The following is a 4,592-nucleotide window of genomic DNA, read 5'->3' on the forward strand; positions in this document are numbered from 1 at the left end:
CATCAGGATAACCGTCAAAATAAGATGGATGCTCTCCTCCGTGCAAATGAGGGACAATAGGTACTGGTTGCTGTGCTAGGGGAAATCCTGGTGGAAATGATGGAAATGGTGGTAGAGGAACTGACATGGAATTTGGATTTGCCCAATCGAGTGTCGGATCAACCGGAAGAAAATGGGGACCAGTAATGTTGTTTATCCATTGAACATGTACAGGAATTCCTCGAATGGCTTCAAATGTGGAACCTGGAGCACTTTTATAGTAAACCGCTCTTCCCGTGTACGGGTCCTGTATCATACCACTGTAACCAAAAACTTTCGTGGTACCGAATCCAGGCGGTAAGATTTGCTGCTGGAATTCACTTGCTTCAATTTTATACGCATGCCCGATCACTTCACCAGATATTGGCTGTCTAAGAATAGTAGGCATATATACCGGTGGGATAACGAGTTGATTTACGAATTTAGGAATCCTTTTAGGATCTAAAGGTTGTACCATTTCATCCTCTCCTCTTCATATCACTACGGTATATGCAGGAAAGGAGCATTTCATGCGTATATTCATACTAGAATAATCTATTTACTTGAAAACGTTCCTCAACAATCTGGCCCTTTAATGGAATATCATAACTGTTGTTTTAACCACTTAATTTTAAGTTGAAGAACTTTATTTTAACTTAACAGCTATCATTTTAAGATAACTTTTTTATTACTTATAATGCAAAATAGCGATTAAAATTGGTGCAAAATAACGTCTAAAGTGACAATCATAGTTAAGAGCGTCTCATAAGACTTGTCTCAAAAACGAGGTGATATTTTGCGGAAAATCGGTTATATACGTGTTAGTTCGACCAGCCAAAATCCTTCAAGGCAATTTGAGCAGCTAAATGAAATTGGAATGGATATTATATACGAAGAAAAAGTTTCTGGAGCAACAAAGGATCGCGAGCAACTTCAAAAAATGTTAGAGGATCTACAGGAAGATGACATCATTTATGTTACAGACTTAACTCGAATTACTCGTAGCACACAAGACCTATTTGAATTAATCGATAACATACGGAAAAAAAAAGCAAGCTTAAAATCACTAAAAGATACATGGCTAGATTTATCAGATGATAATCCATACAGCCAATTCTTAATTACAGTAATGGCTGGTGTTAACCAATTAGAGCGAGATCTTATTCGTATGCGACAACGTGAAGGGATTGAGTTGGCTAAGAAAGAAGGAAAGTTTAAAGGTCGGTTAAAGAAATATCATAAAAATCACGCAGGAATGAATTATGCAGTTAAGCTATATAAAGAAGGAAATATGACTGTAAATCAAATTTGCGAAATTACAAATGTGTCTAGAGCTTCATTATATAGAAAGCTATCAGAAGAGAACAAATAGTCCTTCCTTACCCCATATTCCAGAAAAGGCCATATAGTTGAATAAATAACTTTTTGTCACGTGATTTTTGATTCCATCACGAGTGATTTCTTAAAAGTTAACAACTATTTTTTGAATGAGCTGCATTTTTCAACGAAAGGATGAGCTTCTAACCGTTAAAAGTAAACATATTCAGCTTGTGGTGCATATACTGGATTGGTCCTTTATATAGGGTAGTAAATAAGATATCTAATCCTTTATTCTTCAGAACATAAACTTTAAATTTAGGGGGAGATTAGTATTGCAAACTGCACAGCAAACAATGGTTAGTATTCCATTCCCATCAGTATGGGGTATCCATGCTGCTATAGCTGGTAAACCAATCGTTTGGGGCGTACTCAACATTAACTCTATTACAGATAACAGGGTAATTGGTACGGTTAATTTTCGTGGTACACCTATTCCTATTAGTGGATATTGGGATGAGAATACTAAACAGATAAGATTTGATTCACCTTATGCTATGTTCTCCGGTACATTAACTATCATTGATGATGCTACAATTAGAATTCGACATTTTATTTTAAATGGACGATTTATTATGAAACCTCCTTCTTTACAAGCAGGCGAATACGGAACATGGATTGCTACAACCGATAGAGCTCTTACCGGATATCCCGTAATTAGTGGTACCTTGCCCCCTGTTGGAGTCTTTTTAACATCAAATATACTTAGTCAGCTACAGCAGAATTATGTAAGATTTTAGGTTTAAATGGAATAAATGTAAAACGGACCTCCATTTTTGTTTTTCGATCCATTTCCAACGTTTAAATTCCTGTGACAAAATAAACTAATTACAAAATTATTTTGGGTGTCTCATAAGAAAAGGTATCTAAACAATTCCTTCGTATTCCAAACGTATACTCGCTACATAGTTTGGACATGTTAAGAGAAACAGAAGGAGGGATTCCAGTTGGAGTGGATTTTTTATCTATACCTGTTAAATATGTTCTTTATCTTATTCATAGCAATTTGGGAAGTACGTAGGCCTGCCAAGGCATTGAATTGGATAATAATCGTCCTTCTTTTGCCAGTCATTGGTTTCTTGCTTTATCTTAGCGTATCAAACCCTAAGTTTATTCATCGAAAAAGATTGAACTCTTCTAAAAATGAATCTAACAAATTACCTGAGACATTCGGTGATTCAGCATCGGTAATTGCCGATGCTTTACGGCATTTCACTGTGAATGGGCTTCGAATGGGCCAAGTCCAAGTGTTTAACAATGGAATAGCAAAATATGAACAACTCATCGAATCCCTACAAAAAGCCCAAAAAACCATTGATCTGGAATATTACATCTATCGGAATGACCAAATAGGTAATCGCATCACAGAACTGCTGATCGAAAAAGCAGTAAACGGAGTGCGGGTTCGTTTTATTAGAGATGGTTGGGGGAGTAAAAAATTTCCGCGTCAAAAAATCCTTCAGATGGTGGAAGCAGGGATAGAATGCCGGACAATATTTCCTTTACGCTTTCCCTGGATTTTATCCAATTGGAATTATCGGGATCATTGTAAGATTGTCACGATCGACGGAAAGAAAGCTTTTACTGGTGGCATGAACGTAGGATATGAATATACAGGATTGAAGCCTGACGTTGGCTTCTGGAGGGATACTCATTTACAAATAACAGGAGAAGCATCAGTCAATTTGCAGACTGTCTTTGACGTTCATTGGAATATTGCTGTGCCGGAACGGATAAAATCGAAAACAAATCTGAAAACAAAATCTGAGGTAACGAAAATCAATCCAATCGGAAGAGTAGATCTTTCCAGATGGTCAGCCGAATTGGGTTCAGAGTTGAGCACCATAGATGGTAAAGAGATGGACATATACCCAAAGACAGGGACATTGCAAAAAGCGTACATCCATACGTTGGAAGGAAACCCTGGAATTCCTACCCCAGTTATTCGTCAAGCTTACTTTATATGTATAACACAGGCGACCAAGACTATTGATTTAACAACACCCTATTTTGTACCAGAAACGGATATTATCATGGCATTAAAGACAGCAGTAGCTCGTGGTGTGCACGTAAGATTGCTGGTTCCTCGCCACATTGATCAAAAAAGCGTGGGCTATGCAAGTCGTACCTATTACGGGGAACTTATAGAAGCTGGGGTCCAAATCTACCAGTACAATAAAGGAATGTTACATGCGAAACTGATGATCATTGATGAGGAAATTGCAGAAGTAGGCGCAGCAAACTATGATATGAGAAGTTTTCGCCTGAATTATGAGGTGTGTCAAGTCGTGTACAGTGCTGATGTGGCAAGAGAACTCACAGAGCAGTTCGAGGGGGATCTTACTGATTCTGTACCATTAAGAATTGAAGACTTGTTGCAACGATCCCTGACCGAGCGCATTGTTGAACAAGGTGCTCGTCTGCTTTCTCCATTATTATAAGTTGATGTATCCTGTTTTTATTGTTCTATCTTAAATCTAGATTTAACTTTGTTTTTAATATATTTCTGACTTATTTGAAAAAAAGTCGAAAACCCGTGTATTATAAGAACTTCCAACATGGGTTTTTTCTTATTTACGATGGAAATTCATTACTAAAAAACGGTAATACTAAAAAGGCAGCTCAAAGAGTTTGAATTCAAAAATATCTGTTACCTTTTCATTTAAATATAGAGGTGATATCAATAGATAATATATTTGAAAATCTTAAGGAAATACGTTTATTAGAAGATAAGCTCTATCATTTAGAATTAAATGGTTGGCTAAAAAATGAGTTTTTAACTTGGGAATGGTGGATACTAGTCGTTTTTTTAGTTGTGCCTTGGGTTATATGGGCTAAACTTGTTAAACGAGACATTATTTTAGAAATTTTGTTATTTGGTACCATAATTATCATAACAACAACCTTATTAGATGTAGTTGGCTTACAATATAGGTTTTGGGATTATCCAATTGCATTCTACCTATTATTCCTAGGGCCTTTCCCTTTGATTTTTCAATGATACCTGTAGCTTACATGTTGTTATATCAATATTTTAGAACATGGAAAATTTTTATAATCGCACAAATCACTATGGTACTCACATACGCCTTTATTGGTGAACCTTTTTCCGAGTGGGTCGAACTTGTGTATTATTATGAGTGGAGATACAGTTATTCATTCATATATTACATCATGGTTGGAATTGTAACTCGAGC

3 protein-coding genes and 1 pseudogene are annotated in these 4,592 nt (G+C 36.4%); 3 read left to right on the top strand and 1 reads right to left on the bottom strand.

Translation table 11 applies throughout. The annotated features are described in order from the left end of the window. Positions 1 to 496, bottom strand: a pseudogene (locus ADJ83_RS24045) (hypothetical protein); the annotation flags it as partial. 318 nt (positions 497 to 814) lie between these two features. Between ADJ83_RS24045 and ADJ83_RS24050 the strand changes: the two are divergent. The 3 genes from ADJ83_RS24050 (at position 815) to ADJ83_RS24060 (ending at position 3,836) form a co-directional block, all read left to right on the top strand. Next, complete coding sequence (locus ADJ83_RS24050; protein ID WP_026677826.1) at positions 815 to 1,390, top strand: recombinase family protein; 576 nt, start codon at positions 815 to 817, stop codon at positions 1,388 to 1,390. 280 nt (positions 1,391 to 1,670) lie between these two features. Then, positions 1,671 to 2,135 carry a hypothetical protein gene (locus ADJ83_RS24055; protein ID WP_109768765.1) on the top strand — a complete coding sequence of 155 codons (465 nt, stop codon included), beginning with the start codon at positions 1,671 to 1,673 and terminating at the stop codon, positions 2,133 to 2,135. Between the two features lie 207 nt (positions 2,136 to 2,342). After that, complete coding sequence (locus ADJ83_RS24060; RefSeq protein ID WP_048719310.1) at positions 2,343 to 3,836, top strand: phospholipase D-like domain-containing protein; 1,494 nt, start codon at positions 2,343 to 2,345, stop codon at positions 3,834 to 3,836. Positions 3,837 to 4,592 lie beyond the last annotated feature (756 nt).

Source organism: Bacillus sp. 522_BSPC, assembly GCF_001076885.1.
Taxonomy (GTDB): Bacteria; Bacillota; Bacilli; order Bacillales; family Cytobacillaceae; genus Niallia; species Niallia hominis.